Source organism: Maribacter spongiae, from assembly GCF_047345125.1.
Lineage (GTDB): Bacteria > Bacteroidota > Bacteroidia > Flavobacteriales > Flavobacteriaceae > Maribacter.
On sequence record NZ_JBLFEQ010000001.1, the window covers coordinates 420,949 to 445,822 of the forward strand.

Genomic DNA, 24,874 nt, shown 5'->3' on the forward strand with positions numbered 1-24,874 from the left:
GACCGAAGGTCAAGTTACATAGTGGGGAAACAGTTTAGGCGACCATGACCGACCTGCTCATCTTCTGGTTCTGTACACTTATACGATAAATGTACTTACCAGTCGATAAATGCTTGGGCATGCGCTCTCGTATATTGATTTCCGTAGAACCTTCTAGCATCATTTCATTATAGACGGTTCCTACATGTTGTCCAAGAATATTGTATAATTGAATATCCACTTGTGCCGTAAAGGGCATTTCCAGGTAAATATGGGGAGCGCCATCCGTAGGATAGAACGGTTTGTGCACAATGGCATTCAATAAATCCGGATTTGGATCGGTACTATCTTCGCCCGGTGGTGTTGGCGGGGTCACGGGACCATCACTATAAACAATGTCCGGAAAGTCTATACCGCTACAGTTGAACCCGAGGTTGACCGGGGCATAGGGATGTCCTAACAGGTGTTGTTCCACCAAGGGAATGTCCACACATAACCATTCTGCCAGAACGGTGGCATATAAATCCCTAAAATCCATAGTGTATTCCAGGTTTCCACGGCCATCGGGATTGTCCAAAGTAGGGTGGTCCCCTACAAAGGCACTACCATTTAAGCCCGAACCGAAGAATAGGGTAGGTGCCGCTTTTCCATGATCTGTACCGTTGGAGCCATTTTCAAAGATTCGACGTCCAAATTCCGAGAAGGTCATACTCAGTACCTTATCATCTTGTTGGGTAAAACCCAGGTCATCATAAAAATTGTTTATGGCAACGGACAGGTTTGTCATTAAACGTTCATGGGCCAATGGCTGGTTGCCATGGGTATCAAAACCTCCCATAGAGATCATATATACTTTGGTACCCAGGTTTCCTTTTATCAATCTGGCCAACAATGCCAATTGCCTTGCAAAACCGTTGTCTTGATATTCTACCTGATTTTGTCCTCTTTCATAGGCTTCATGGATCAGGCCGGAATATTCATAAGTAGTGTTGGCCACTCCTCTTAAAAATTTTAATTGATCACCGTACATACAGTCATTGAACAGGGCATCGTCCAAACCATATACTACACCGGACTCCGCAATTTCCTCTAACTGATTGATATTGGAGGTCACAAAGGCGTAATTGGTTTCTTCTCCCTGGAATACCAAGCTCCCGAACTGGCCTATTTGTATGGCGGCCGGTGCTGGAGGCGGTTCCATTAAGTAGTTGGGAAAACAGTTTTCAAAATGTCTGCCCATCCATCCGGTATTTAAACCACTAAAACCTGTTGTGGTCAAATCGGTATTGGCATAGATGTCCGATCCGGTAAAATGGGAAAGGCTTTGGCCTTCATAGCCTACACCATGAACGGCTTTAAATTGCCCTTCGCCCCACATGGGTTCCAGGGCACCCATATAGGAAGGTACGCCAAATTCATCGGTCAATTTTAAAACCTTACTTTCAGGAATATAGATATTGGGCCTTGCATTCGCATAATCGTCGTATTGTTCCATGGGAATAACGGTACTCAATCCGTCGTTTCCACCGGAAAGGCGTATCAATATTAGAATATTGTCCGTTTCCGCATCCGCAATACCTGCCGATAACGGGGAAGGTGCGGAAGCCGTTAGCATATTGGTGCCGAGCATCATAGAGCCGGAACCGGCTATGCCCAAGGCCTGTAAGAAAGAGCGACGGCTCCAAATTTGATGTTCCTGATCGTGGCCTTCGTGTTCCAAGCCTTTGTGAGGTGTATTGTGGTGATGTGTATAGCACATAGTAGGTATTATTTTAGTTGAAATTCAGGTTGTCTGGCCAGGTATTGTAGTAACAAATACACCTGAAAAGGGGCCTGTTGCCAAGTGGCCAAAGTCCATGATTCTTGATTTCCGCCTTCATAGTAAACATCGTCTACATCGCTCCTAAATATGGTATAGGCTTTATCATACTCTCCCTGGTCCAAAAGACCTTTGGGAAGGAAAAAATCAATAATAGGTCTAGATACTTCATCGGGATTACTGCTTGTTAATCCAATATTTCCGGTAATTGCCAGACCCAATGTCCTGAATTGTTCATTATCGGCCTGGTAGAAAGCCTCCAACATACTTTCAATGGTCAGCCAACGGCCAATAATAAAATTGGTATTGATCCATGTCCGATCTCGTTGCCATCCGGCCACATCAACAGGATCAAACAGCTCCTGGCTCAACAATCGGCTATAGTTTACCATTTCATCTACTGTGGTATCCGTATAGGTAAAACCGATTTCCTTTAATGTATTGAAATAGAAGTCGAACGGGCTCTTGATGATTACGCCAATGGCCTCATCATCAAAAAAATGCTCGCTTTTGAATAATTGTCTTAAAACGGGGGCCAATTCAAAATTGTTGGAAACAAAAGTAGTGGCCATACCGGAAATTATGATCTGTGCATTGCCGGCATCATCCTTGGAATCCGGGTGCACAAAAAATTCATACAGTTTTCTGCATATGAATTCCGCTATTTCATTAGGTCTTTCTTGGAAAAGAATATTGATGACATCATCATAACCCCAATTTCCGGTTTGTCCTAATATAGTCTTGGCATCGGTATTGTGCCTTTCGGGATTAAAAGTCACTTGGGTACAGCCTTCTTCTCCACGTTCTACATAACCGCTCAATGCCTTGGCCGTTTCTATGATATCCTGTTCCGTATAACCATTGCCCTCTCCCAATGTAAAAAGCTCGTACAGTTCACGGGCATAGTTCTCGTTGGGATTGTTACCGTTGTTATATACGCCGTCCAAATAATAGAGCATGGCACTGGTCAAACCAATTTCACTGACAAATGTTCTAAAATTGCCAATGGCATTTCGCTGTAGGCAATTTATATAGTAGTATAAAAAGGAGTTGCAGTCATAAACATCATATTCCGTTACAAGGTGATTGCTCCAAAAGAAGCTTAGCCGGTCACGGAGGTTGTTGTTCAGCATGCCATTGGCATAGTCCAATCTAAACTGGGCAAACTGTTGATTTCGCAGTTGCCTTGCGGCATCTTCGTCGGCGGGATAGTCCGCATTGGTCCAATCGGCCCAGGTGGGAGCGGGTAACGGGGCCATATTCAAGGCTTCATCTACCAAGGCATCCACAAGGGTGCCCGCATTTTGTCCTACGGCTTGATTGATGGTGTCAACGGATGCACTAAATCCTAATCTTCTGTACAAATGCGAAGCTCTGGTCTGATCTAAGGGAGCGTTATAAGGTGCAAGAGTAGAAGTATTACAATTAATGAAATATTCCATAGTCTTTTATGGGCGTTAGTAAATACGTTCATAGAGTTGGGGCTTCTATTTAACGTAACGAAATTTGGGTTAGTATAATTAATCCGATTATTTTCGTTAACTGACACTCGAAAGTACGTGCTAAATTTTGAAAAATCCGCCAAGTTGCCTGTATTTTCGATGAACTGCATGGTTTTAGAGCAATTTTATGGGAAAACATAATGAATTTGGTAAGGAAGGAGAACAAATAGCGGTAGATTTTCTGGCAAAAAAAGGCTATGCCATTTGTTATAGGAATTACCGTTATTTAAAGGCCGAAATAGATATAATTGCCCAAAAAGAAGATATTTTGGCCATTGTGGAGGTTCGCTCCAGAAGTTCGGATTTTTTGGAAAATATAGCCGATACCGTTACTCCCAAGAAGATAAAACTATTGGTGATGGCGGCCGATCATTATGTAAATAAGGCCGATATACAGGTGGAGGTGCGTTTTGATATCATTACCATTTTAAAGAATAAAAATCGTTTTGAACTGGAACATTTGGAGAATGCATTCTATCATTTTTGAAAACCCTATTAAATTACTGGATTAATCTTCCAAACATTTTGTTTTATTTATAACAAGTTGTTATATTTGTGGCGTCAACCTCCTATAGAATGAAAACAATCTCATCAGTCGTAGAACAGTACATTAAAAAAAAGCCTTTTCTCCAGAGCGCTTTGGCGCAGGGAATTATCAACCTTACCTCTTTATCCAGAATCGTTAGGCCGGAAATTGAGGAAGAACTTGGAAAAGATATTCGTAACGGTGCCATTGTCATGGCGCTTAAACGTCTTTCGGACGATTTGGAGTTTAGGGCTACCCATAAGATCATTAAGGTCCTTAAGAACATTGGAGAAATAACGGTGCGCTCCTCTCTTACCGATTATACTTTTTTGGCATCCGATGATATTTTGGTAAAACAGGCCAAGTTGCTAGAGGCGATAAACAACAACCAGGATATATTCTACACTTCTTCCAGAGGGGTAAATGAGATCAATATTGTTATAAGCGACATTATGGACGATACCGTTGAGGAATTGTTCGAAAGTGAAAAATGTACCCAAAAAGCGGACAACCTTTCTTCGATTACGGTAAAGTTGCCTGCCGAAAATGTATCGGTTCCGGGAATCTATTATTTCATCTTTCAACGATTGGCATGGGAAGGCATTGTACTTTATGAAGTCATTTCCACGACTAATGAATTTACCATTTTGGTCAATGACGATCAGGTAGATGTTGCCTTTAAGACCATTAAGGATTTAAAATCGCTTTAGCCTAATTTTTGCAGAAGTACTTTACTTATTTTCTAAATACGCTACCACTTCTTTATCAGATTCCGGTTTGGCCGTAAAACGCTTGTCCCGGTCCAAAATGAAATAGGTGGGTGTTTTATGAACGGCAAAGAGTTTGGCGTATTCGCTTTCCCATTTTTTAAGGGCAATGGCGTGTTCAAAGAATGGGAATTTGGCCGATTCTTTTACCCAGTTTTCCTGATCACTCTCAAGGCCTATCGCAACTACTTTTATGTTTTGCCGTTTTTGAAGCTCCTTATGTAAAGGAGGGAGTTCTGTTAGGCAATGGGAACACGTACTGCTCCAGAAAATCAAAATATAATGGTCTGCCGTTTCTAGACCGGACAGCGTTTTTGTTACACCGTTTTTCTCCCAGGTTATTTCCGGGGATTTTTCACCCATTCTCAACCTTGTAGTCGTTTCAATTTCATTGGCCATTTCATGTTTACCTGCTTTAAGGGCCAAATTTTTAAGATTGGATGCATAAATGTAATCTGCTACATTATTTAAGTTATTATCATTGGCCAATTTCCAAAGGGTATAAAAAATTGCAATTTGGAAGTCTTCCGGTGTGGTCCCCGCCTTCTCTTTTACGGTATCCACATTGGTATTTATTTCGGCCTCCATAGCAGCTTGGGAAGCCAGGTCGGGAGATAGGGCGGAGAACACATAATGGGTAATCTTGTCCGATAGAAAGTTTGAAGCCTGTAAAACCCCATTATTCATATCGATTGCATCAAAATAATGAAGTTTTTTATTGGATAGATACGTTTCTACAGATTCAAAACCATCCGGAACATAGGGTTTGTTGGAAACTATAAATTGATGGGCCATAGATTGCTTCTGTATGGCCTCCATAGTAGATTGAGTGTCCGATAGCTCTTTTGTTATGGCCATAAACTCATTCTTGGCCGTTTTTCCATTTTGATAAAAATCAAAAAGCTTATTTTCTACGGTACTGATTTTTGTAAAATAGTCGTTCAATAATTTGTTTTCCTCGGATTTGACAAAATGTACTCCTTCTTCCAAATCAAAATTGAGCTCAATATCTTCCTGTCCGTTATAAAGTACGTCAATATAACATTCATCCTGTGGTACGGCATAAACAAGGCGGTAAGTGCCTTTTACCGCATTTGTGGGGAGTTTCATTTTAAAGTACCCATTCTTTACCGCAGTATTCGTTACATAGCGTTGACCACCGGAAGTAAGTTCATAGGCCATTAGCCATCTAAAATCCTTTGCAGGGTGAAAATTGCCCGAAATGGTATGTTGTGCGTTGAGTACGAACAACGAGAAAAAAGCGATTATAGAATAAAGGGACTTCATAAAATAACAAGGTTCAAAAACTAAGCCAAATGTAAGGTTTCTTGGGCTATCAAACCTGTTGGCCGCTACAAAGATAGTACCGTTGCTTTTACGATAAGCATGTAACTTAACGGTTTTTTTAGCTGCTTTTGGCAGATTTGTAACGATGTTCCCGGATTTCTCGTTGCCCGTGCTTTGTTTCTTTGAAATGACGATTGGTATTTTTTGGTCATTTCGAACGAATGCGGGAAATCTCAGGTTTTGAGTACAACGTCACAAAATCCAAACTGAATCGGATTCTTTTTATCCGATGGATTGTCATAAGTCTTAAAAATTGTTGGCCCAATTTCGTGTGCAATGGGAGCATTAAAAATAGGGCCGTCAAAACAGAACGTATGGAACTCTCCATTTTCACCACAGGAGTCAACATTTTGAGGCAGTTTATCTATAAGTTCCAACGATAGCTCTTGACCTAGAAATGAGTTCTCCAATTTTGAATTATCTATACATACAATGACCGCTCTAAATCCTAATGCTAAAAATTCTTGAATAAGCAAACGTGTATCTTTTTTCCATATAGGAAAAATGGCCTTGATATTGTGGGGTGAAAGCATTTGCTCTCTATATTTTTTTAGGTCTTCCAAAAAAATATCACCAAAAACGGTATGTGAATACCCTGCTGATTTTAATTGCTCCATTTTATGGCCCATTAAGATATTGTAGTCCTCCATACTGGGGTTTTCGGGCACTTCCAGAATATCGAGCGGTATACCGATCGCTGCGGTTTGGGCCTCTAGGACCTCTTTTCTTAGGCCGTGCATAGAAACCCTATTGTAATGGGCGTTAATCGTGGTCAATAAACGATCAATTTTAAATTGACCTTGTTGCAGTATATGATAAAGTGCCAATGCGGAATCTTTGCCGGAACTCCAATTGAAATAAGTTTTTGGTTTTTGGGCCACAGGTCTAAAATATTGTTTTTAAGGGTGTTTTTGTTATATCGATTTTGCAACTTCTTCCAGAGAATCCCCTGTGGGAAATCTAAATCTGATCTAGAGGGCTACCTTGGCTTTTTCCCGAAATGGTTCTAATGCCGTTAATCCCTTTTCTACATTGGCAATTCCTTCAAAGGTCAATAATAATCGTAACCCATTACGGGTTTGTTTTTCCTTCATTTTACAATGTCCGGGGTTATGCTGCACAAATTGTAGCACTTTGGTAAATGCCGGGCTTTGGTAAAAATCCGATTGCTGGTCCGCAATAAAATAACCGATCAGTTTCCCTTTTTTCATGATTATTCTTTCCAGACCAATGCCATTGGCGATCCATTTAATACGTACGGAATTGAGCAGGTCCACAGCTTGCGATGGTAGTTCCCCAAAGCGATCTACCAGTTCCTTTTCAAATTTTTGAAGGCCTTTTTCGTTTTTTACCTGGTTTAAATGGGTGTAGAGTGTTAAGCGTTCTGTAATGTTATTGATATAATCATCCGGGAAGAGCAGTTCAAAGTCGGAATCTATTTGGGTTTCCTTTACAAAGATTTTATCGGTCTTGCCCTCTACCTCCTCATACAGTTCCTTAAACTCGTTTTCTTTGAGTTCCTCAATGGCCTCTGCCAATATTTTCTGATAGGTCTCAAATCCTATTTCGTTGATGAATCCACTCTGCTCGCCGCCCAACAGATCTCCCGCACCTCGAATCTCCAAATCCTTCATCGCAATATTAAATCCGCTTCCCAGTTCCGTAAATTGCTCCAATGCTTCGATTCTTTTACGGGCATCGGTGGTCATTGCAGCATAGGGCGGGGTTATAAAATAACAGAAAGCCTTTTTGTTGCTTCGCCCAACACGCCCCCGCATTTGGTGTAGGTCGCTGAGACCAAAATTATTGGCGTTGTTGATAAAAATGGTATTGGCATTGGTTACATCCAGCCCACTTTCAACAATTGTGGTGGAGACCAGTACATCAAACTCTCCATTGATAAAACGTAGCATTAAGCTTTCCAGTTTTTTGCCTTCCATTTGCCCATGGCCAATACCTATTTTGGCATCCGGGACTAAACGCTGGATCATGCCGGCAACTTCTTTGATATTCTCTATGCGGTTATGAATAAAAAAAACTTGCCCGCCACGCTGAATTTCATAAGTTACGGCATCACGAACCGTTTCTTCGTTAAATTGGATAACCTGACTTTCAATAGGATACCTGTTCGGTGGGGGCGTAGTTATGACCGAGAGGTCCCTGGCGGCCATTAAACTAAATTGAAGTGTTCGGGGAATGGGAGTGGCAGTGAGCGTAAGGACATCTACGTTCTCTTTGATGGATTTTAATTTATCCTTGACGGCCACCCCAAATTTCTGCTCTTCATCCACGATCAGAAGTCCCAGGTCCTTGAATTTTACATTTTTATTGACCAATTGGTGGGTTCCAATGATAATATCTACTTTGCCGGCTTCCAATCTTTCCAGGGTTTCCCTGCGTTCCTTTGCCGTTCGGAACCTGTTCAGGTAATCCACGTTTACCGGCATATCTTTTAAACGTTTGCCAAAGGTTCTATGATGCTGAAAGGCCAAAATGGTAGTGGGTACCAAAACGGCCACTTGCTTGCCGTTGTCTACAGCTTTAAAAGCGGCACGAATGGCCACTTCCGTCTTTCCAAAACCCACGTCCCCGCAAATGAGCCGGTCCATAGGCCGTTCACTTTCCATGTCTTTTTTAATGTCCTCGGTCGCCTTGCTTTGGTCTGGGGTGTCCTCATAGATAAAAGAGGCTTCCAGTTCGTTCTGTAAGTAGCTGTCCGGATCGTATCGGAACCCTTTTTCCAATCGCCTTTTTGCATAGATCTTTATAAGGTCGAAGGCAATTTTCTTGACACGGGATTTGGTCTTGTCCTTGATTTTTTTCCAGGCACCGGAACCTAGTTTGTAGATTTTTGGCGGAGCACCGTCCTTACCGTTGAACTTGGATATTTTGTGAAGGGCATGAATGCTTACATAGAGTATGTCCCGTTCGCCGTACATTAATTTTATGGCTTCCTGCTTTTTCCCCTCGACATCTATTTTTTGAAGTCCGCCAAACTTTCCGATACCGTGGTCTATATGGGTAACATAATCCCCGATTTCCAGTTTGTTGAGTTCTTTTAGCGTGATGGCCTGCTTTTTGGCATAACCATTTTTCAAATGGAATTTGTGATAACGCTCAAAAATCTGATGGTCCGTATAGCAGACTATCTTAAGGTCGTTATCAATAAAACCTTGATATAGCGGAAAAACGATCGTCTTGTAATGGATTTGCCGATCTACTTCCTCAAAAATGTCATGGAACCGCTTTGCCTGTTGTTCCGATGCACAGAATATATAATTGGAATATCCGTTGGAATGGTTTTCGGTAAGGTCATCAATGAGCAGGTCAAACTTCTTGTTGAAAGAAGGTTGGGGTCTGGTATTGAATTCGACGATCTTGTTTTGGGCATTGGCCGGATCGGAAATTCCAAAAGAGATCAATGGGAAGTCGTTCAATTGTGCGTTAAAAGCTTCGGCATTCAAAAAAAGTTCTTCTGGCCGGGCATGTTTTATTTCCTTGGACAGTTTTTTAAAAGTTTCCTTCGCCTTGCTGAAAAAATCGTCCAATCTTCCAAAAAGCAGGCTTGTATTTTTAGCAAAAACTACAGTTTTAGGAGCGATATATTTTAAAAAACTTTCGCGTTTTTCCTCTAAAAATTTATCCGCTACATTGGGAATGATGGTGATTTTTTTAACCTTTTCGGTAGATAGTTGCGTTTCTACATCAAAAGTTCTAATGCTGTCCACCTCGTCCCCAAAAAACTCGATACGGTAAGGTTGGTCATGGGAGAAAGAAAATACGTCCACAATACCGCCCCGAACGGAAAATTCCCCGGGTTCCGTTACAAAGTCTACCCGTTGGAATTTGTACTCGAAAAGTACTTCGTTCAGAAAATCGAGCGAAAGGGTATCTTCCAATTTTATTTTGAGGGTGTTCTTTTCCAGCTCCCTGCGGGTGACCACTTTTTCAAAAAGTGCATCTGGATAGGTAACGATTATAGCCGGTCTTTTTCTGGAATTGATGCGGTTAAGCACTTCTGCCCTTAGGAGTACATTGGCATTATCGGTCTCCTCGATCTGGTAGGGCCTGCGGTAACTGCCCGGATAGAAAAGGACGTCTTTTTCCCCGATAAGCTGTTCCAGATCGTTCAAATAGTAAGCAGCCTCTTCCTTATCGTTAAAAATTAAGAGAAACGGTGTTTCCGTATTTTGAAATGCATCTGCCAAAACAAAAGAGAGGGATGAACCTACAAGGCCCTTTGTCTGGATTTTTGAAATACCCGAAGGGTCGGAATAGGCAATAGAATCCTTCAATTTCCCGGTTTTGGGAGATTGTGAAAACAGTTGTTGAATGGAGGAATGCGTCAACCGTTATATTTTAATAAGGCCGCCGTAATCTGTAAACCTTAATCTTAGAAGGTTCGTTTAGATCAGGTGACCGGACTAATCCCGATTTTTTTTCGGGATTTTTTTTGAACTGCAAAGATACCTTCTAGTTAAGAGGTTGGCAAAAGAAGTTTTACATTTTTGCCCCGGTCTTTTTAAGATGTTCTTTTCTTTTTGTCAAAGAGAACTTTTATGATCCGACATATAGTTTAACAGGTCTTGGTTTTTTTATTTCCGAAAGCGATTTTATAGCTGTACCAAGTTGCGAAATCCCGCTAAATCCTGTGGTCTTGTTCGCGTTAGTGATTGCAACGAAAAACCCGGAGTATGGCTCTCGATGATAGTCGGGAGCCGTACGAGGATTTGTAGTGGAAAGCACGACCTTTACCCGATAATTTTCGGAGTAAAGGGAACGCCAAAATAATTATGGGGATAGTCTGCAAAGACCTCTAAAAAAATTATATTTGTGTCCTATTTTTAAACACGATTTATGTCATTTACAGATTTATACGGAAATCCCGAGCACAAAAGGAATTTAGCCCATTTTGCGGCCATGGCAACGTTGGCCGTCTCGGATGGTATGGTGAACGAGGAGGAGCGGCGGCTTTTGGATAGTTTTGCAAGAAAATTGAATATTTCCGAAACTGAATATAAGGAGGTGATGAACCCGGAGAATAAATATCCGATCGAGCCTCCCGTGAATTCGGAAAAACGTTTGGAAAGATTATATGACCTTTTCCGTATTGTTTTTGTAGATCACGTGATCGACGATGAGGAAATGGTGTTGGTGAAGCGATATGCCATTGGTCTTGGATTCTCGGGCGAGCATGCCCATACAGTAATAGAACGCTCTATTGCTATTTTTAGCGGTAAGATAAATTTTGATGATTATAAGTATCTTTTGGAACGCTGATCATTTTGAATCTATTTAAACTTTTAGGGTTAAGGCGAAATTATTGATTTTGTGTCGGGCCGAATAAAAAGTTTATATGAGTCTTTTGCCTTATAAATGCTGAAAAAGAATTCAAAATTCTTTTTTAATGATACTTATTTAAAAATTCCTGGAGTTTTTGGACCATTTTTCGGCTTCCACAGAAAAAGGGAACTCTTTGATGTAATTCAGTAGGTTCAATATCCAAAATACTGGTTTTGCCGTCAATGGCCAGACCATTGGCCTGTTCTGCCAAAAAGGCCATTGGATTGCACTCGTAAAGCAACCGGAGTTTACCGCTTTCGGTAATACTGCTTTTTGGGTACATATAAATACCGCCCTTGATCATATTTCTATGAAAATCGGATACCAGGGAACCGATATATCTGGAGGTATAAGGTCTGTCCCCTTCTTCTTGCTGGCAATATTTGATGTAGTCCTTGACCCCTTGATGAAAATGAATATAGTTTCCTTCGTTTACGGAATATATTTTTCCGGTCTCGGGAAACTGCATGTTGGGATGGGATAAATAGAACGTTCCCAATGCAGGGTTCAGCGTAAACCCGTTTACACCGTCACCGGTCGTATAGACCAACATGGTAGATGTGCCATATACTACATAACCGGCAGCGACCTGCTTATGGCCGGGCTGTAAGAAGTCTTCCAGGGTTACCGGTGTTCCAATAGGTGTTACCCTGCGATAGATAGAAAAAATGGTACCTACGGATACATTTACATCAATATTGGAGGAGCCGTCCAAAGGATCTATCAGGACAACGTATTTATTCTGGTGCTTTTCATCATTACTGTTTATGGTAATGAAATCATCTTCTTCCTCGGAAGCGATACCGCAAACGATTTCCCGATTCTTTAATGTTCGAATAAATTTTTCATTGGCAAAAACATCCAATTTCTGCTGGTCTTCACCTTGGACATTGGTATCGCCCGCCGTACCCAAAATATCTATGAGACCTGCTTTGTTTACCTCATGATTTACGACTTTGGCCGCTAAACGAATGGCGTTGATAAGCTTTGAAAGTTCGCCCGAGGAATACTGAAAGGAGGCCTGGTTTTCAATAATAAACTCTCCTAAAGTCTGATTTTGCTTAGCTGTCATTGATATTTCATGTTGGTTTTAAAGCACAAATATCGGGTATTTTGTGAAACTATGTCCTTTCGTTTTATATTCGTTTTTTAAATTTATAACTTTGTGTTTTATTTGTAACAACATGGATTTTGTCATAAGAAAGGCTCTTCCTAAAGATATGCCCAGGGTCTTGCAACTTGTTCAGGAGCTGGCTTCTTTTGAGAAGGAACCGGATGCCGTTGAGGTAACCGTGGAAGATCTAGTAAGGGACGGTTTTGGTGCCGATTCCCTGTTTCAGTGTTTTGTGGGGGAATATAAGGATGAAATTGTGGGCATGGCGTTGGTCTATCCGCGCTATTCTACATGGAAGGGGCCTGTAATCCACCTAGAGGATTTGATCGTTACCCAAAAAATGAGAGGTAGTGGTCTGGGGACCGCACTTTTGGACCGTGTTGTGACCTATGCAAATACCTTGGGCGTGAAAAGGATATGTTGGGAAGTGCTGGATTGGAACGATCCCGCCATATCGTTTTATGAAAGCAAAGGTGCCAATGTTATGCGCGATTGGGATGTGGTGCATTTAGATGAAAAAGGAATAGCTAATTATATTAAGAATATAAACCAACCTATTTAATTATAGATAGGGCGAGTATATAAATTTTGTTTCGGATTTATGAGAGTTTTTAAATTTGGAGGGGCATCCGTCAAAGATGCGGCAGGTGTTAAGAACGTGGTCAAGGTTTTAAATGAGGTCGGCCATGAAAATACCATCGTAGTGGTGTCGGCCATGGGCAAGACCACCAATGCCATGGAGGCTATTGTGGATTCCTACTTTCGGGATAAGTCCGGTTTGGCCGGAAACGTTAATGAAATGGTTACGTATCATGAGGCCATACTCAGGGATCTGTTTCCTGACCCCCGGCATGTGGTGTATGATAGGGTAAAGCTCCTTGTAGATGAGGTGAACGGTTTTCTGGCCTGGAACAAATCACCCAATTATAATTTTGTCTATGATCAAGTAGTGGGTTATGGAGAATTGATATCGACCACCATAATCAGTGCTTACTTGCATGAAATAGGGATCGAGAATAATTGGTTGGATGTACGGGAATATATTAAAACGGACGACAGCTATAGGGATGCCATGGTCAATTGGGAAAAAACGCAGGAACGTATTTCCGGGATCGATAAAAATATTTTGAACATTACCCAGGGCTTTTTGGGGAGTGACGACAATAATTTTACGGTTACCCTGGGCCGGGAGGGTTCGGATTATACGGCCGCTATCTTGGCCTATTGCCTTAATGCGACCTGTGTTACCATCTGGAAGGATGTTCCCGGGGTGTTGAATGCAGATCCACGTCATTTTAAGGAAACGCGGTTATTGAACAATATTTCCTACAGAGAGGCCATAGAACTGGCGTTTTACGGAGCATCCGTAATTCACCCAAAGACATTACAGCCCTTGCAACGCAAGGAGATACCGTTGCATGTAAAATCTTTTATCAATCCCAAAAAAGCGGGGACTACGGTAGGGAAAGGAATGGGGATCGAACCCGAGGTACCTTGTTTTATCGTCAAAAAGAACCAGGTATTGATAAAATTATCATCATTGGACTTTTCTTTTATCGTAGAGAATAATATTAGTGAGATTTTCAAATTGTTTCACGATCACAAGATGAAAGTAGACCTTATACAGAATTCCGCCATTAGTTTTTCGGTCTGTTTGGATAATAAATTTAACGGATTGGAAGCTTTATTAGATCAATTGAAAAGTAAGTTCAAAGTGGTCTACCATACCGATGTTTCATTGTATACCATTAGACATTTTGATGCTAAGGCCTTGGAATCCATGCAAAACGGTCATGAGGTATTGTTGGAGCAACGCGGGAAAGAAACGGTACAGTTGGTGGTAAAATAAAATCACTTTGTTTTTATAAGGTTAAAATCCAAAGCTCCACGGGCATTTTCCTATATTTACCGCTCTTTAAGCAATTGTTTCTATGGGTTTAGTAACCGCAAAAGAGGTGGCAAAAGCCATTAATTTATCCACATACGGCTTTCTGGGGACTTTTGTAGGCTGGGTATTGATGAAAGTTACCCGAATTTCCGGCGTAAATTCCGTTTACGATAAAAATGCCCATTTAAACGGAGTTGATTTTGTAGATGCCATCCTGGATCACTTTGAGGTGGATTTTGAAATTCCGGAGGAAGATTTTAAAAGACTGCCCAAGGACGGAGCCTATATAACCATTAGTAACCATCCACTCGGTGCCATTGACGGGCTGTTATTGATGAAGCTCATGTTCTCACAAAGAGCGGACTTTAAGATCATGGCGAACTTTTTACTGCAAAGGATGGCTCCTTTAAAGCCCTATATTTTGCCTGTTAACCCGTTTGAGGAACACAAAGACGCAAAAAATAGCATAACAGGTTTTAAGAATGCCTTGCGGCATCTAAAAAACGACCACCCTTTGGGAATATTTCCTGCCGGGGAGGTTTCTACTTATAAAGATGATAAACTAATTGTGGACAAGCCATGGGAGGTGGCGGCCCTAAAACTGATCCGTAAGGCAGAGGTTCCCGTAGTCCCCATTTATTTCCACGCCAAAAATAGTAAGCTGTTCTACAGGCTATCCAAAATAAACGATGTCCTTAGGACCGCTATGATACCTTCGCAGGTATTTTCTCAAAGAAACAGGCCTATTAAAATTAGGATCGGGCAACCTATATCCGTTCAGGCACAACTGGATCAGGAGAGCCTTGAAGAGTATACGGATCTGCTCAGGAAGAAAACTTATATTCTTTCCAATGCCTATGAGAAAGAACGCCTGATCGATCAATTACCCACTTCCCTGAAAATTCCAAAACCTCCTAAGAAAATCGCAACTGCCATAAGTAAGGAGGTAATATGTGGGGAAATAGAAAAGCTGCGGGAAAAGGACCGTCGTTTGCTCCAAAGTAAGAATTATGAGGTTTTCCTGGCCCAGGAGAAGGATATGCCCTTTATACTCAAAGAAATTGGCAGGCAAAGGGAAGTAACCTTCAGGGCCATTGGTGAAGGAACCAATAATGCCATTGATCTGGATATTTTTGATTCTTATTACTATCATCTTTTTCTATGGGACGATGAAGAACAGTGTATTGTCGGGGCGTACCGTATGGGTATGGGCTCGGAAATTTTCCCGGAATACGGGATCAATGGTTTTTACTTGCAGGATTTGTTCCGGGTAGAACCGGAACTGTACGGGATGATGAAGAATTCCATAGAAATGGGAAGAGCCTATATTGTAAAGGAATATCAGCAAAGGCCCATGCCGCTATTTTTGCTTTGGAAAGGTATTGTACATACCACATTAAGACACCCGGAACACAAATATTTGATCGGAGGCGTAAGTATCAGCAATCAATTTTCCAATTTCTCCAAATCCCTGATGATCGAGTTTATGAAATCCCATTATTGGGATCCCTATGTTGCGCAATATATCAGGCCGAAAAAAGAGTTTAAGGTAAAACTCAAGGATGCGGACAAGGAGTTTGTGTTTGATGAGACACAGTCCGATCTGAACAAGTTCGACCGTTTGATAGATGAGGTGGAACCGGGAAGTTTACGGCTGCCCGTACTGATTAAAAAATATATTAAACAAAATGCGAAGGTAGTCGCTTTTAATGTGGATCCGCTATTTAATAACTCGGTAGACGGTCTTATGTACATTAAAATTGCAGATTTACCCGAAAGTACCGTAAAACCCGTTATGGAAGAGTTTCAGGCCGAGTTGGAACGTAAACTTCAGCAAAATGAGAGTTAGGTTTTTTTTAGGTTTTTTGTTGCTTGCCCTCCCCAATATAAGTTTTTCCCAATTTTCGGTTACTGGTTATATATTGGACGCTATTTCTAATGAACCGTTGCAAGGTGTATCAATATTTTATGATGGAACTACTATTGGAACGATTACGGATGAAAACGGTTTTTTTAAAATGGAGACCCCAAAATTGATGACCACTAACTTGGTCATTAGTTATATTGGTTATGAAACCCGGGTTTTAGAAGGAAGCAAGACCGGCTTTTTGGAGAACATCCTTTTAAAGGAAGAGGTTTTCCGTTTGGACGAAGTGGTCTTGAGACCTGATACGTGGAGCCGAGAAAAGAAACTTGCCATTTTTAGAAGGGAGTTCCTTGGTAAAACATCGGCAAGTTTAAAGTGTAAAATTTTGAATGAAGATGATATACGATTATATTACAATAAGGATGAGAATAAATTATATGCCTATGCAGTTAAACCAATTCGTGTAAAGAATGACTTTTTAGGTTATAGATTAACCTATGGTTTACATGATTTCGAGGTGCTTTTTCAAAATACATTGTCCGGACTTAGATTACCTTATTCTACTTATATGGCCGGTATAGTTTTCTTTTCGGAATTGAACGCTAAAAAACTGAAGAAAAAACATGCTAAAAGACGAGAGGAATTATATTCCGGATCAATCCTTCATTTTATGCGGGCACTTTCAAAAAAACATCTGGTTGAAGAGGGATTCAAAATTTTTAAGGACAAATTTCAAGTTGAACCTTACTCGGAATTTTATATTAAAAAAGCAAACCCATTGACTGAAATTTCCCAGAATACGGAAAAACTTAGTATTCTATATAAAAATATTGAACAATCATCTATAGAGATTGAGGGAACAACCTTTTATATTGATGAATACGGAAACCACTCACCACCGGACCGTATACTCTTTGGTGGGGAAATGGGGAAATCAAGAGTAGGGGATTTACTCCCTCTAGATTATGGCACTACCGTTCTTGAGGGGATGGAATCAAATTGAGCGATATTGATCGACACCACACACCGCCAATAGTAATGTTCTTAACTTTGGTAATATGATAATTGCCCCTATCTAAAATTAGATATTACAATAACGACTTGAATTAAAAAGTCGAAACAAAATTTGTCCCGACTTTGTCCCTTATAGACTTTTAAACCAATCTTGGAATAAATGACCCACACCAACAGTTGGGACCATTTTTCCATTAGCGGCGTTCACTAAACTTATAATGACCAGTACAAGACCCAATAAAGAAGCGAAGCAACCTACTATAGGAATAAAACTAAGTACGATTACAAATATCCAAATCCCTAAAGTCTGTCTAATATAATAACTCCCGAATTCGCTCTTGTTTTGACTGTTCATTATAATAGCAATTATCCATCCAATGAGAGTGATATGTGCCAGAATAGCAACGGTTTTTCCACTATTTGAGTTATTAGGGTCAAAAGTCTCTTTAACGTCTTCAACAAAATCATTGGCCGCTTCTTTGGCCTTGTCTCCCAAATCTTTATTTTCTTCTGACATGTTAATCGTTTTTGGTGGTTATATCAGTCTAAATGTAACAAATAAATCAATAGGTTTAGAAATGGGCCAAAAGTACTTTTACGGTCAACCAATTGGATTCATGCCCGTTACTTCCAACTTATGGGAATACTGAAGTTTAAACAAATTCATTTTGTACTTTTTTCATAGAGGGCTATCCATTCATCCACGGACATTTTTGTACACAGTTCCTCAATTAATTTATAGGGAATATCATCCATATATTTAAAACGGACACAACTTTTGCCCATATCCAATTTGCGTTTGCAGTGTTTTGGATATTCCCCAACAAACCAATCCAACAATTTTTTATCCGCATAGATTCCGGAATGGTATAACGCTACAAAGTTTTTTTGGGAAGCCAGATTGATAAAAGGCAATGGGAGTTTGGTATTACAATGATACCCTTTGGGATAAATAGAGTGGGGGACTACGTAACCCAACATATGATAGCTCATTTGTTCCTCAAAACCCTTAGGAATATTTTTGAGGATGACCCCTCTTATCTTGGAGATGACCTCTTGCCTTTCCCTGGGCAGTTGGGCGATGTATTCGTCCGGAGAATTTGCTTCGTATTTCATAGGGCCGGTTTTTATGGTCTGTTCAGTATTAAATTAACAAAAAAAGGTATTATCCCTATCTTAAAAATTGTCTTTCTTAATCAAACGTGTTGATCAATGAGAATAGGGTTTCCATCAGGGTCCATTACCACAAAACTTGCCGGCCCGGTGGTATTTTCGTCCACTTCAGTTTCTATTTTGATACCCTTGTCTTTAAGCTGCTGCTGTAATTCACGGATATCCGTGTAAGATTCCAATGCTTTTGCATTCCCGTCCCATCCGGGATTAAAGGTCAAAATGTTTTTTTCGAACATCCCCTGGAACAATCCAACGGTGGACGTTTTGTTTTTCATGATAAGCCAATGTTGCTCTAGATTACCGTGAAAAACGGTATACCCGAGACTTTCATAAAATAATTTTGATGCTTTGATGTCCTTGACATTTAAGCTAATTGAAAAGTTGCCTAGGTCCATGATTTAGTTTTTACGTTGTAATAATAATGCCGAAATTAAGGAAATGATAAAGCCAAGGATCATTACGGTCAAAAACATGACCAATGCCATCATGCCGTTGCTCCATCTGGGAATGGGTTCCGTATGGCCCCGTGCTTCCATCATTTCCACATATTCCTTAAAAAAATCGGGATTGATAAAAGAGGTGTATATGAAATCCGCAATACCAATGCCAATCGCCGGAAAACAAGAAATCAATACGCCAATGGTTATAGCTTTTCCCAATGAAACAGTACCGCTATTTACCTTATCCCTAAAATGCTTTATACCAAAGAAAATAAGGGATAGGGAAACGATCATTGTTGCATAACCGATGACTTCTCCAACGGACACATCTATATCCTTCATGAGCAAAAGACCTAGCATGAAGAGTCCAGAACCTAAAAGGAACCCGTAGCCCCCAAATTTTAATACCGTATTTTGCATTGTATGATAAGTGTTTGGATTATAACGGTCAAGCTAATTCCGAGTTGGCCAAAAACATTCATACTAAAGTACCAAATTCACGGTACTTTGCTTGAAAATAACTTTTTTAGATGATATGGAGTTCTTTGGCAATTTGAACGGCCTGGGTTCTCCTTTTGGCATTCAGTTTTACCAGTAGGTTGGAAACATGGGTCTTAATGGTACTTTCGGTAAGGAAGAGCTTTTGGGCAATTTCTTTATTGGACAATCCTAAAGCAATTTCCTTAAGGACTTCATATTCCCGTTTGCTCAGCTCCAGTTCCTTAACTTTTTTTAAATCGATAGCTTCCGTGGGAAGCTCTTTGTTATACAGGCTTTTTTTATGGAGATAAATGCCTGCAAAGAAGAAAACAATGGCGACCATGGCTATCGTCAACTCTATGGTAATGTTGCCGTTGATCAGGGAATAGGTGCTAATTTGAAGTAACAGGAGCAATGCTAAAATCAGCAGGCCAAAGATGACGATCGTCTTCTTCATGGCTTAAATTTAGCAAAACTTTGCCCGGATCTTATCTACAACGGTTTGGGCCAACTTCTCTTTGCTTTCTACCGTCCAACCGGCAACATGGGGAGAAAGGATAACATTGTCCGCTTTTATTAAATATTGAAAAGCTTCCGGCAGTTCGTTGTCCGTGAACATGTTTTCGAACGATGATTTTTCGTATTCCAGAACGTCCAGGCCCGCCCCAAGGATTTTACCCGATTTTAATGCCTCCACCAAATCTTCTGTTTTAATACACTTGCCCCGAGCCGTATTAATGATCCAAAAGGGGTTATGGAACTTTGTTATGAATTCCGAATCTACCATACCCACGGTAAGTTCGGTCTGGGGAACATGAAGGCTCAAGACCTCTGTTCTTTGCTGCAATTCCATAATGCCTACCTGTCTGGCGTTTTCGTCCTCCACACCGCCTTTGATATCATAACAAATAACCTCCCCCACATCAAAGCCCTTTAGTTTTTTGGCAAAGGCTTTTCCCATATTGCCATAACCTACGATGCCCACTACCTTACCTTCGAGTTCCAATCCCCGATTGCCTTCCCGGTCCCATTTGCCACGTCGTACTTCTGCGTCCGCTTTATTTAGGTTATTAAACAATGAAAGTAGCATGCCCAGTGCATGTTCTCCCACGGCATTTCGGTTTCCCTCTGGGGCCGCAGCTAAATAAATACCTTTGGATCGGGCATATTTAATATCGATATTTTCCAAACCCGCCCCTAGCCTTCCAATGAACTTTAGGTTTGTGGCCTTGTCCAAAAAAGCCCTATCTATGGTAAATCTGCTCCGAATGATGAGTCCATCATAGTTGTGGATCTTTGTTTCGATCGCTGCTTTGGAAGTGGTATAGTCTTCGTCATTTTGGAAACCGAGCGCGGCAAATTGTTCCAGGAGCAGCGGATGGTTGATATCTACGTGTAGGACTTGCATCTAAATTTTTGGATAATGGGTTTGCGTCATTTTGTGTTCCACATCTCCCGTATGTGCGGTATCTTGTTTTTCAAATAACAGCAGATGTACTTCTTCTCCATCTTGGGTAGATGGACAATGTTCTGTTCCTTTGGGCACTACAATGATCTCCCCTTCTTTTACCACTTCCGTTCTATCCCTGAACTTCATATACAATGTGCCTTTGAGTACCTGAAAAAGTTCATCCTCATTTTCATGGGCATGCCAAACAAATTCTCCTTGGACCTTTGCCAAAATAACTTGCATATTGTCCACTGTGGCTATTTGATGTGGATGCCATTGTTTGGAAAATAGACCGTGTTTTTCTTTTAGATTAATGGGTTTCATTTGGTGTCAAGTTTAAATTAGGGATTTAAATAGACCATATATAAGGCAGAAAACCTATATGTTGTTAAATTCCCAAAATAAGTTTTGCGATTACAAAGTAGATTAAAATCCCGAAAATATCATTACTGGTCGTAATAAAGGGTCCTGTGGCGATCGCAGGGTCAATACCACGTTTGTGTAGGAACAATGGGGTAAACGTTCCCACAAAACCCGCTACTACAATTACCGCGATCAATGAAACGGATATGGCCACGGCGGTCATAAAATCTCCTTTCCAGATCCAGGTAAAGAGCAATAGAATGGCCGCAAGGATCAGACCATTTAAAAGGGCCAAAAGTATTTCTTTGATCAACCGGTTCCCCATACTTCCCTTAAGATAATCATTGGCCAGTCCTTGAACAATAATAGCACTGGACTGTACCCCTACATTACCGGCCATAGCGGCAATCAAAGGCGTAAAAAGAAATAGGGTAGTGTATTTGCTGAACATCTCCTCAAAACCTCCCATGATTACGGCGGCCCCGGCTCCTCCAAAAAGGCCGAGGATAAGCCAGGGCAAACGTGCACGTGTAAGTTCCCAAATGCTATCGTCCGCTTCTACATCCTGGGATATACCGGCCGCCAATTGATAATCTTTTTCCGCTTCTTCCCGAATTACATCTACAATATCATCAATGGTTATACGGCCTACCAACCTTCCGATCTCATCCACTACGGGAATGGCTTCCAGATCGTACTTGCTCATTATTTTTGCCACTTCCTCCGGTTTTTCGTTGACGTTTACATAGTCTACCTTTGGAATATATATTTCGCGAATATGTGTTGCCGTAGAAACGGTCAACAAATCTTTTAAGGACAACCTTCCTTTTAGTATTTCATCTTTGTCCACCACATAAATGGAATGGACCCGGGTCACGTTTTCAGCCTGAGCACGCATTTCCTTTACGCATTTGGTAACCGTCCAGTTCTCACTGACCTTTACCAATTCTTTGGCCATTAATCCACCAGCGGAATCCTCATCATAGCGGAGAAGGTCAACAATATCCTTGGCGTGTTCCTTATCCTCTATTTCCGAAATGACCTCCTGAACGATTTCCTGGGGAAGCTCCGCAACAATATCCGCAGCGTCATCGGTGTCCAATTCTTCCAATTCCTCTGCAATCTCTTTAGAGGATAGGTTGCCTAAAATGGATTCCCGTACATCATCGTCCAGTTCTGTAAGGACATCCGAGGTTTTGTCACTATCTAACAACTTTATAAGATAGGTAGCCTCATCTTCATCGAGTTCATTGATGATTTCCGCAACATCGGCGTAATGCACCTCTTTCAAAAGGGAATCCAATTCCGTACCCTTTTGGTTTTCAATGAGCTGTTCTATTTCTCCTATAAATTCCTCGGTGAGTTTAAACGGTGTCATTATTCAATAGATATGCATTCTGCTGTAACTATGGCAAATCTAAATTAAAGATTTATAAACCGAACATTTTATTGGGATTTTCCGTATACCGCGAATTTTCCAATAAACGATTTATTGTGAACAATCCTTATTTTTTTGGGGTATTTCCCATGGTAATGGTCAAAGTACTTCCTTTTTTAATATCATCGTGGGTGAAAAATAGATTGGGATGTGCTTTTCCGTTTAAAGACACGGCTTGCACATATTTATTTTCCGGGCCATTGTTTTTGGTAATGACCGTAAATACGTTGTTTTCAGAAATGGGTATTTCTACTTTTTTGAACAGGGGCCTGCCTATGGTATAAATAGGTTTTCCCGGTGTTACCTGATAAAAGCCTATGGCATTGAGGATATACCAAGCGGACATTTGCCCGCAATCCTCATTACCAATGATACCATCGGGTGTGGGGGTATAAAATTCCTTTTGGATCTGATCTATCAATTCCTGGGTTTTCCATGGCTCGTCTACATATGTATAAAAATAGGTGATGTGATGACTGGGTTCATTTCCATGGGCATATTGACCTATTAGGCCAGTAATATCGCCACTGGCATTTTCCCCTTCGATTATGGAAGAGGTAGTAAAAAGACTGTCCAGTTTTGACCCGAACGCCCTTTTGCCACCCGATAATTTTATAAAACCTTCAATGTCATGGGGAACAAACCAGGTCCATTGCCATGCATTGCCCTCTATGTAATCCGAGTTTTCATGGTCGGAAAGTCGTGGGTTAAAGGGTGATTTCCATGACCCATCCTCATTTTTGCCACGCATAAAACCAGTTTCGGTATCAAAATAACGGGTATAATCCTTACTTCTTCTTTTGAAAATGGAAGTGATGGAATCGTTGTTATTAAATTCCGCTATTTGGCCGATACACCAATCGTAATAGGAATTTTCAAGCCCATAGGAAACGGAATTACGTATTTTATCGGACGGGATATGCCTGTTTTCGTTAATATATTTATTGTAAAGAGGCATTAGCCTATCTTTTCTAGGCTCGTCCATGGCATTTAATAGCTCCGGACTATAGGATGCGCTTACTAAAGATGCCCGTAAGGCTTTTTCCTTATCGACGCCCATAATGTTTTTGGAGAGTATGTCCGCCAGATTGGCCACGGCAGGGTAACCGATCATCGTACCCGTATAATTTGCGGATAGGGGCCATTTGGGAAGCATGCCCCCCTGTTCATATTTGAGCAATAGATTGTTTGCCCATGCTATTGATTTTGGTTCATCTATAATGGTCATAAGTGGATGTAGCGCCCTAAAGGTATCCCATAAGGAATAGACCGTATAATTGGTTTGTCCCGTTTCCGCCCGGTGGATTTGTTTGTCCATTCCCCTATAACGCCCGTCCACATCCTGATAGATCATAGGGGCGATCATACTATGGTACATGGCCGTATAAAAATTGGTCAATACCGTTTTATCCTCGGTAGTTACTTTTATGCGCTGCAATTCTTTTCCCCATGCTTTTTTTGCATTTTCTTTTACGGTTTCAAAATCCCAATGGGGTAGTTCCTCTTCCATATTCTTTTTTGCTCCCTGGCGATCCACGGGAGAAATACCCACTTTTATCAATAGCGATTGATCATCTTTAAGGGCATCAAAGCTCAGGTATGCAAAAATATTCTTGCCGGTATGGTTTTTGGAATCGGGATCGGACTTCGCGTTATCTACCTGTATCTCATCCAAATTAAAGGGACTGGAAAATTCGATATAGAAATAGACCTTATGGTCATTTGCCCAACCTTTGGAATGCTTTAATCCTTTTAAAGTGTGATTATCAATAATTTTCAACTCGTTGACCACATTGTCGTGCCCCCATGATCGCTGTAAAATATGACCTATATCCAACAATAGGCGTTTTTTTGAATTACTGCCATAGGTATATTTGTGTACACCGACCCTTTGGGTAACCGCTAGTTCGGTCCGTACATCATAATTGTTGAATTTTACGGAATAACTCCCCACTTGGGCCTGTTCATTTACCTTGTTAAAAAGGGCGATGGGTTTTTCCCGGGGATGATTCCCGGTAAAGGGAAGTATAAGAATATCGCCCATATCACCAATTCCCGTGCCGCTTAAATGGGTATGCGAAAATCCGTAAATGGTAGAATCGTTAAAGTGATATCCGCTGGAGGCATCCCAACCGTTAAGTTTGGTGTCCGGACTTAATTGTACCATGCCATGGGGCATTACGGGACCCGGAAAGGTATGACCGTGGAACCCCGTTCCTATAAACGGATCTACATGGTCCAGAATGGCAATGTTCTCTTTTGGCAATGCTTTTTCAAGATTTCCGTTGTTGCAGCCAAGCGCACAGAACACTACATAACCAATAACGATGTTTTTCTTTAAAATAGCTGTCCTGTTCCGCATTG

At 41.0% G+C, this 24,874-nt stretch carries 22 protein-coding genes; 7 read left to right on the forward strand and 15 right to left on the reverse strand.

Features of this window, described 5'->3' with window-relative positions:
* Window positions 1–34: 34 nt before the first annotated feature.
* Window positions 35–1,738, reverse strand: coding sequence for a DUF1501 domain-containing protein (locus ACKWB9_RS02015; protein ID WP_414001306.1), 1,704 nt, complete (start codon window positions 1,736–1,738; stop codon window positions 35–37).
* Between the two features lie 8 nt (window positions 1,739–1,746).
* Window positions 1,747–3,240, reverse strand: a complete 1,494-nt coding sequence (locus ACKWB9_RS02020) for a DUF1800 domain-containing protein (protein ID WP_414001307.1) — start codon at window positions 3,238–3,240, stop codon at window positions 1,747–1,749.
* A 187-nt stretch (window positions 3,241–3,427) separates the two neighbouring features.
* Here ACKWB9_RS02020 and ACKWB9_RS02025 point away from each other — a divergent pair, with 187 nt between their 5' ends.
* On the forward strand, window positions 3,428–3,787 hold the full coding sequence (locus tag ACKWB9_RS02025) for a YraN family protein (protein ID WP_414001308.1): 360 nt from the start codon (window positions 3,428–3,430) through the stop codon (window positions 3,785–3,787).
* Window positions 3,788–3,876: 89 nt separating this feature from the next.
* A complete protein-coding gene (locus ACKWB9_RS02030; protein ID WP_414001309.1) occupies window positions 3,877–4,536 on the forward strand; it encodes an aspartate kinase in 660 nt (219 codons plus the stop codon).
* Between the two features lie 21 nt (window positions 4,537–4,557).
* Here the strand turns inward: ACKWB9_RS02030 and ACKWB9_RS02035 are convergent, their stop codons facing one another.
* The 3 genes from ACKWB9_RS02035 to mfd form a co-directional block, all read right to left on the reverse strand.
* A complete protein-coding gene (locus ACKWB9_RS02035) occupies window positions 4,558–5,880 on the reverse strand; it encodes a TlpA family protein disulfide reductase (RefSeq protein ID WP_414001310.1) in 1,323 nt (440 codons plus the stop codon).
* A gap of 233 nt (window positions 5,881–6,113) precedes the next feature.
* Window positions 6,114–6,821 carry a Dph6-related ATP pyrophosphatase gene (locus tag ACKWB9_RS02040; protein WP_414001311.1) on the reverse strand — a complete coding sequence of 236 codons (708 nt, stop codon included), beginning with the start codon at window positions 6,819–6,821 and terminating at the stop codon, window positions 6,114–6,116.
* A gap of 90 nt (window positions 6,822–6,911) precedes the next feature.
* A complete protein-coding gene (mfd, locus tag ACKWB9_RS02045) occupies window positions 6,912–10,235 on the reverse strand; it encodes a transcription-repair coupling factor (protein WP_414001312.1) in 3,324 nt (1,107 codons plus the stop codon).
* 562 nt (window positions 10,236–10,797) lie between these two features.
* Here mfd and ACKWB9_RS02050 point away from each other — a divergent pair.
* Entirely contained in the window at window positions 10,798–11,220 is a 423-nt protein-coding gene (locus tag ACKWB9_RS02050; protein WP_414001313.1) for a tellurite resistance TerB family protein, read from the forward strand.
* A gap of 124 nt (window positions 11,221–11,344) precedes the next feature.
* Here the strand turns inward: ACKWB9_RS02050 and fbp are convergent, their stop codons facing one another.
* Window positions 11,345–12,355 (reverse strand): class 1 fructose-bisphosphatase, encoded by a 1,011-nt coding sequence (gene fbp, locus ACKWB9_RS02055; RefSeq protein ID WP_414001314.1) that lies wholly within the window; start codon window positions 12,353–12,355, stop codon window positions 11,345–11,347.
* 112 nt (window positions 12,356–12,467) lie between these two features.
* On the opposite strand from fbp, the gene ACKWB9_RS02060 reads away from it, so the two are divergent.
* From ACKWB9_RS02060 to ACKWB9_RS02075, 4 genes are all read left to right on the forward strand, one after another.
* Window positions 12,468–12,959, forward strand: coding sequence for a GNAT family N-acetyltransferase (locus ACKWB9_RS02060; protein WP_414001315.1), 492 nt, complete (start codon window positions 12,468–12,470; stop codon window positions 12,957–12,959).
* 39 nt (window positions 12,960–12,998) lie between these two features.
* Window positions 12,999–14,246 (forward strand): aspartate kinase, encoded by a 1,248-nt coding sequence (locus ACKWB9_RS02065; protein ID WP_414001316.1) that lies wholly within the window; start codon window positions 12,999–13,001, stop codon window positions 14,244–14,246.
* Window positions 14,247–14,328: 82 nt separating this feature from the next.
* Window positions 14,329–16,134 (forward strand): GNAT family N-acyltransferase, encoded by a 1,806-nt coding sequence (locus tag ACKWB9_RS02070; RefSeq protein WP_414001317.1) that lies wholly within the window; start codon window positions 14,329–14,331, stop codon window positions 16,132–16,134.
* Window positions 16,124–17,155 (forward strand): carboxypeptidase-like regulatory domain-containing protein, encoded by a 1,032-nt coding sequence (locus tag ACKWB9_RS02075; RefSeq protein WP_414001318.1) that lies wholly within the window; start codon window positions 16,124–16,126, stop codon window positions 17,153–17,155. Before ACKWB9_RS02070 ends, ACKWB9_RS02075 begins: the two co-directional genes overlap by 11 nt.
* A 141-nt stretch (window positions 17,156–17,296) precedes the next feature.
* Here ACKWB9_RS02075 and ACKWB9_RS02080 read toward each other — a convergent pair whose 3' ends face one another.
* The 9 genes from ACKWB9_RS02080 to ACKWB9_RS02120 form a co-directional block, all read right to left on the reverse strand.
* Window positions 17,297–17,683, reverse strand: coding sequence for a YtxH domain-containing protein (locus ACKWB9_RS02080; protein WP_414001319.1), 387 nt, complete (start codon window positions 17,681–17,683; stop codon window positions 17,297–17,299).
* Window positions 17,684–17,829: 146 nt separating this feature from the next.
* On the reverse strand, window positions 17,830–18,282 hold the full coding sequence (locus ACKWB9_RS02085; protein ID WP_414001320.1) for a DUF1801 domain-containing protein: 453 nt from the start codon (window positions 18,280–18,282) through the stop codon (window positions 17,830–17,832).
* Between the two features lie 80 nt (window positions 18,283–18,362).
* Window positions 18,363–18,734: a VOC family protein gene (locus ACKWB9_RS02090; protein WP_414001321.1), complete on the reverse strand. Its 372-nt coding sequence runs from the start codon at window positions 18,732–18,734 to the stop codon at window positions 18,363–18,365.
* 3 nt (window positions 18,735–18,737) lie between these two features.
* A complete protein-coding gene (locus tag ACKWB9_RS02095; RefSeq protein ID WP_414001322.1) occupies window positions 18,738–19,199 on the reverse strand; it encodes a DUF4199 domain-containing protein in 462 nt (153 codons plus the stop codon).
* 106 nt (window positions 19,200–19,305) lie between these two features.
* Window positions 19,306–19,716: a response regulator transcription factor gene (locus ACKWB9_RS02100; protein ID WP_414001323.1), complete on the reverse strand. Its 411-nt coding sequence runs from the start codon at window positions 19,714–19,716 to the stop codon at window positions 19,306–19,308.
* 9 nt (window positions 19,717–19,725) lie between these two features.
* Entirely contained in the window at window positions 19,726–20,667 is a 942-nt protein-coding gene (locus tag ACKWB9_RS02105; protein ID WP_414001324.1) for a 2-hydroxyacid dehydrogenase, read from the reverse strand.
* Window positions 20,668–21,033 carry a cupin domain-containing protein gene (locus ACKWB9_RS02110; RefSeq protein WP_414001325.1) on the reverse strand — a complete coding sequence of 122 codons (366 nt, stop codon included), beginning with the start codon at window positions 21,031–21,033 and terminating at the stop codon, window positions 20,668–20,670.
* Between the two features lie 64 nt (window positions 21,034–21,097).
* Window positions 21,098–22,450, reverse strand: a complete 1,353-nt coding sequence (mgtE, locus tag ACKWB9_RS02115; RefSeq protein ID WP_414001326.1) for a magnesium transporter — start codon at window positions 22,448–22,450, stop codon at window positions 21,098–21,100.
* Window positions 22,451–22,577: 127 nt separating this feature from the next.
* Window positions 22,578–24,872 carry a GH92 family glycosyl hydrolase gene (locus ACKWB9_RS02120; RefSeq protein ID WP_414001327.1) on the reverse strand — a complete coding sequence of 765 codons (2,295 nt, stop codon included), beginning with the start codon at window positions 24,870–24,872 and terminating at the stop codon, window positions 22,578–22,580.
* Window positions 24,873–24,874: the final 2 nt, after the last annotated feature.

What these genes read in the sequence shown, in the direction of transcription:
- ACKWB9_RS02095 (WP_414001322.1), bottom strand. Translation starts at nt 19,199, where the DNA reads ATGCAAAATACGGTATTAAAATTTGGGGGCTACGGGTTCCTTTTAGGT.
- ACKWB9_RS02090 (WP_414001321.1), bottom strand. Translation starts at nt 18,734, where the DNA reads ATGGACCTAGGCAACTTTTCAATTAGCTTAAATGTCAAGGACATCAAA.
- ACKWB9_RS02110 (WP_414001325.1), bottom strand. Translation starts at nt 21,033, where the DNA reads ATGAAACCCATTAATCTAAAAGAAAAACACGGTCTATTTTCCAAACAA.
- ACKWB9_RS02075 (WP_414001318.1), top strand. Translation starts at nt 16,124, where the DNA reads ATGAGAGTTAGGTTTTTTTTAGGTTTTTTGTTGCTTGCCCTCCCCAAT.
- ACKWB9_RS02120 (WP_414001327.1), bottom strand. Translation starts at nt 24,872, where the DNA reads ATGCGGAACAGGACAGCTATTTTAAAGAAAAACATCGTTATTGGTTAT.
- ACKWB9_RS02020 (WP_414001307.1), bottom strand. Translation starts at nt 3,240, where the DNA reads ATGGAATATTTCATTAATTGTAATACTTCTACTCTTGCACCTTATAAC.
- mgtE (WP_414001326.1), bottom strand. Translation starts at nt 22,450, where the DNA reads ATGACACCGTTTAAACTCACCGAGGAATTTATAGGAGAAATAGAACAG.
- ACKWB9_RS02100 (WP_414001323.1), bottom strand. Translation starts at nt 19,716, where the DNA reads ATGAAGAAGACGATCGTCATCTTTGGCCTGCTGATTTTAGCATTGCTC.
- ACKWB9_RS02015 (WP_414001306.1), bottom strand. Translation starts at nt 1,738, where the DNA reads ATGTGCTATACACATCACCACAATACACCTCACAAAGGCTTGGAACAC.
- ACKWB9_RS02105 (WP_414001324.1), bottom strand. Translation starts at nt 20,667, where the DNA reads ATGCAAGTCCTACACGTAGATATCAACCATCCGCTGCTCCTGGAACAA.
- ACKWB9_RS02080 (WP_414001319.1), bottom strand. Translation starts at nt 17,683, where the DNA reads ATGTCAGAAGAAAATAAAGATTTGGGAGACAAGGCCAAAGAAGCGGCC.
- ACKWB9_RS02025 (WP_414001308.1), top strand. Translation starts at nt 3,428, where the DNA reads ATGGGAAAACATAATGAATTTGGTAAGGAAGGAGAACAAATAGCGGTA.
- ACKWB9_RS02060 (WP_414001315.1), top strand. Translation starts at nt 12,468, where the DNA reads ATGGATTTTGTCATAAGAAAGGCTCTTCCTAAAGATATGCCCAGGGTC.
- ACKWB9_RS02035 (WP_414001310.1), bottom strand. Translation starts at nt 5,880, where the DNA reads ATGAAGTCCCTTTATTCTATAATCGCTTTTTTCTCGTTGTTCGTACTC.
- ACKWB9_RS02030 (WP_414001309.1), top strand. Translation starts at nt 3,877, where the DNA reads ATGAAAACAATCTCATCAGTCGTAGAACAGTACATTAAAAAAAAGCCT.
- ACKWB9_RS02070 (WP_414001317.1), top strand. Translation starts at nt 14,329, where the DNA reads ATGGGTTTAGTAACCGCAAAAGAGGTGGCAAAAGCCATTAATTTATCC.
- fbp (WP_414001314.1), bottom strand. Translation starts at nt 12,355, where the DNA reads ATGACAGCTAAGCAAAATCAGACTTTAGGAGAGTTTATTATTGAAAAC.
- ACKWB9_RS02085 (WP_414001320.1), bottom strand. Translation starts at nt 18,282, where the DNA reads ATGAAATACGAAGCAAATTCTCCGGACGAATACATCGCCCAACTGCCC.
- ACKWB9_RS02050 (WP_414001313.1), top strand. Translation starts at nt 10,798, where the DNA reads ATGTCATTTACAGATTTATACGGAAATCCCGAGCACAAAAGGAATTTA.
- ACKWB9_RS02065 (WP_414001316.1), top strand. Translation starts at nt 12,999, where the DNA reads ATGAGAGTTTTTAAATTTGGAGGGGCATCCGTCAAAGATGCGGCAGGT.